Source organism: Nocardiopsis sp. TNDT3 (assembly GCF_003427465.1).
GTDB classification, from domain to species: Bacteria; Actinomycetota; Actinomycetes; order Streptosporangiales; family Streptosporangiaceae; genus Nocardiopsis; species Nocardiopsis dassonvillei.
This window is the reverse complement of the sequence record NZ_QPFC01001413.1, coordinates 1-3,527: the sequence shown is the minus strand read 5'-3', so window position 1 is coordinate 3,527 and position 3,527 is coordinate 1. Positions and strand designations below refer to the sequence as shown.

Here is a 3,527-nt window from a genome sequence, read left to right as displayed (position 1 = left end):
AGAGTCGGCTGTGCGCCTCGCCCGCCGGCAGCGGCAGCGCCTCGGCGGGGGCGTCGGGGTAGGCGGCGCCCGAGACGTCCGGGTCGGCCAGCAGCAGCAGCGCGTGCGTCACGGAGAGCGGCACCAGGCCGTCCCGGGTGAGCAGGTAGTGCTGGTCCTCCTGACCGGGGGTGGACACCGCGAACACCTGCCCCACGCGCCGGGGCTCGCCCGCCATCTCGCCCGCGTCCTCGCCGGCGCCCGGAACCTCGGGCGCGGTCAGGTCGGGGCCGGTGGGCACGGTGTTGAGGAAGGCGGAGGTGACGGGCGGGGCGTCGCTCGTGCCGTAGCCGAGGGCCTGGACGGCGCCGCCCTCCTCGTCCAGGCGCAGGCGGGTGCCGTTCCACAGCAGGTGCGGTGCGCCGTCCGGGCCGGAGACCAGGACCGCCTGTTCGGCGGAGGGCGGGTTCGGGACGGGGGCCGTGCCGACCACGAGGGCGGTGCGGCCCCGCTCGTCCTCCTCGCCCTCGGGCGGCAGGGCGCACACCCGCCAGACCGACTCCTCCAGCCCCTCGGTGGTCGGCAGTGCGTCGGGCGCGCCGGCGATACCGACGGGGCCGCCCACGGGTACGCCCTCCAGCGAGTCGGCCGAGACCAGGCTCACGGCGGCGTCGGCGCCCTGGACCAGCCGGGCGGAGGCGCCGTTGGCCACGGGGCGCAGCGTCCCGGCCGAGTACAGGTAGGAGGCCCCGGTGCCGCGGTCCACGATCAGCCGCCCCTCCTGGCGCCAGCTGGTGGCGCCCCCGGGGAAGATCAGGCCGAACACGAGGAAGCCGACGCACAGCACCGCGCCGATGGCGACGCCGATGTAGGTGCCGGTGCGGGTGCGGCGCATGGGGGCGTCGACCGCGTCGGGGTCGCCCTCCAGCATGGCCGTGCCCAGGCGGCCCACCGTGAAGTTGTGGGCCATCACCCTGTCGCGACGTGACTGCATGTCAGCCGCCGATTCCGCGCAGGAGCGAGAACACGCCGAAGATCGCCAGGACCAGGGGCACGATGGCCACCGTCAGCAGCGACTGGATGATCTCGGCGGCCCGGCCCCAGTGGGGCAGCGGCCGCGTGCCCGGCAGGTTCCACGACACCACCGCCAGGATCGCGGAGGCGGCGAACAGGCCCACCATGGCGAGGGTGCGGGGCAGGGGGTCGGCCGTCCACACCAGGACCAGGACCAACGCGGTCAGCCCGATCCAGGGCGGCGCGACCACGAAGGACCGCTGCCATGCGCTGGCCAGGCCGCGCGACTGGAGCAGCAGCACCAGCGACACGATGACGCACAGCGTGATCGGCACCCACCCGGGGGAGGCGGCGAGCACGACCAGGCAGACCGTCAGGACGGCGCCGGTGGAGGCGTACAGGGCGGTCTGGAACCGGTCGGCCAGCGCGGTGCGGTCCAGGACCCCGCGCGCGGGGTAGGGGTCGATGCCCTCCTGGAGCTGGTCGGGGTTGGAGGGCAGGGGCGGCAGTTTGAGGCCGGAGAGGCGGAAGGCCAGCTGGGGGGCGAACGTGCCCAGCAGCAGCGCGATGAGCGCCGTCAGCGCCGCCACGGCCGGGACCGTGGCGCCGGGGATGAACATCAGGGACAGCGCGCCCAGCGCGCACAGCACCTCGGCGGTGAACAGGCCCGCGAAGAAGGGCACCGAGCCCGCCACGGCCGCCAGGCCGAGCACGCTGGCCCCGGCGGCGGTCACCGCGCCGGTCAGGACCCTCGCTCCGGTCAGCGCGGTGCCGGGGTCGCCCGAGGGCACGGAGGCTCCGGCCACCGCCATGTACAGGGTGGCCGCCGCGGCCAGGCCGGTGGCGGCGGCCAGGTCGCCCATGGCGCGCGAGGCCGCCCAGGCCGACAGCAGCATGAGGAGGGAGGAGCAGGCGGCGGACACCGCGGTCAGCAGGCCGGGGCCGCCGCTGACCAGGACCGCCAGACCGGTGAAGAGCACGACCAGCCCCAGCGCCTGGAGCAGGACGCGGGTGGCCTCGGGGCGCCACCGGTCGGCGCGCTCGCCCATGCCGGTGGCGACGCCGTCGGTGAGGTCGTCGAAGTGCACCGGCGGCAGCTGGTCGCGGCGGGGGCGCAGGTAGAGGGTCTCTCCGTGGCAGAGTCCGAGGGAGCGGAGGGTCTCGTCCTCCTCCAGGGGCTCGTCGCCCAGTTGCTGGAGGACCCAGCCGTCGTGCTCCAGCCCGCTCTCGTCCAGGTCCTCGCCGTTGTCACCCTCGGCGTAGAGCACCAGGGTGGGCAGGATCTCGGAGAGGGGGACCTCGGTGGGCGCTGCGATCTCGAAGGAGCGCCCGGGGGCGCGGATCAGCAGTCGGCACAGGTCCGGGGAGGCGACATCGTTCATCCGGTGGGGGCCCATCATGAGGCGGGGTCGTGACAGGGGTGGAAGTGACGGTAACACTCCGGCGACCCATTTTGGAGGTGTGTTGTTTTAAATTTTGGTGTCTGTCACTTTAGTTGGCAACAGTAGTGTTCTGCTGTCAGTCTTCGGTTCCGGACGCCGGTTACTGCCCCGTTCCGGTCCCGGCTTGCCGGACCGCTCCCCGTTGTTCCCTGCAAGGGAGGACCCCGCCCCGTGAGTACGATCCTCGTCCGGCGCCCCCCGCGGCGCCCCGGGCCGGACCTGCCCTCGGGCGAGGTCAGCCTCCAGGAGCCCCCGGAGCTGCCCGAACCGCAGGCCAACGTTTCGTCGGTGTTCACCTACCTGCCGATGGCCCTGACGTCGATGGCGATGCTGCTGATGCTCGTCCGCCCCGGAAGGATGGGTGACGGCAGCAGCATCATGCCCTATCTGGCGGGCGGCATGATGCTCGTGGGTGCGGTGGTCATGATCGGCGGCCAGTACCTGCGCAGCATGCTGGAGCGCCGACGCCAGCTCAACGACGACCGTCGGGACTACCTGCGCTACCTCAAGCAGATGCGCACCCGCCTGCGGAGCGTGGTCACCGAGCAGCGCGACGCGATGCTCTGGCGGGCGCCCCACCCCGACGCCCTGTGGTCGATCGTGCGCACTTCCCGGCTGTGGGAGCGCAGGGGGACCGACGACGACTTCGCCGAGGCGCGCATGGCCGTGGGCGAACAGGCGCTGTCCATGACCATCTCCCCGGTCTCCTCCAAACCGGTGGAGGACCTCGAACCCCTCAGCGCCCACGCCCTGCGCCGCTTCATCCGCGCCTACGGCACCGTCGAGGACCAGCCGGTCCAGATCTACCTGCGCGGCTACTCCCGCATCACCATGCGCGGCGACCTGGACACCAGCCGGGGCCTGGTCCGCGCTCTCCTGGGCCAGCTCACCGTCTTCCACGCCCACGACGAGCTGCGCGTGGCCGTGTGCTGCTCCCAGGAGTCCCTGCCCCTGTGGTCGTGGACCAAGTGGCTGCCCCACAGCCAGCACCCCACCGCCCGCGACGGCGCGGGCCAGGCCCGGCTGCTGTGCACGGACGCGATGGAGCTCGAACAGCTCCTCCCGGACCTGGCCGACCGCCCCCGCTTCGAC

At 73.3% G+C, this 3,527-nt stretch carries 2 protein-coding genes and 1 pseudogene; 1 reads left to right on the top strand and 2 read right to left on the bottom strand.

Annotation, left to right across the window (positions count from 1 at the left end; translation table 11 throughout):
- Both eccB and eccD read right to left on the bottom strand, forming a co-directional pair.
- On the bottom strand, nt 1-973 hold a 973-nt coding region (gene eccB, locus DQW06_RS28375; protein ID WP_117199633.1), incomplete at its 3' end, for a type VII secretion protein EccB.
- A 1-nt stretch (nt 974) separates the two neighbouring features.
- On the bottom strand, nt 975-2,393 hold the full coding sequence (gene eccD, locus DQW06_RS28370; protein ID WP_013152255.1) for a type VII secretion integral membrane protein EccD: 1,419 nt from the start codon (nt 2,391-2,393) through the stop codon (nt 975-977).
- A gap of 213 nt (nt 2,394-2,606) precedes the next feature.
- On the opposite strand from eccD, the pseudogene DQW06_RS28365 reads away from it, so the two are divergent.
- Nucleotides 2,607-3,527, top strand: a pseudogene (locus DQW06_RS28365) (secretion protein EccC); the annotation flags it as partial.

Coding starts and splice junctions, on each gene's coding strand:
- eccD (WP_013152255.1), bottom strand. CDS start 2,393: ATGATGGGCCCCCACCGGATGAACGATGTCGCCTCCCCGGACCTGTGC.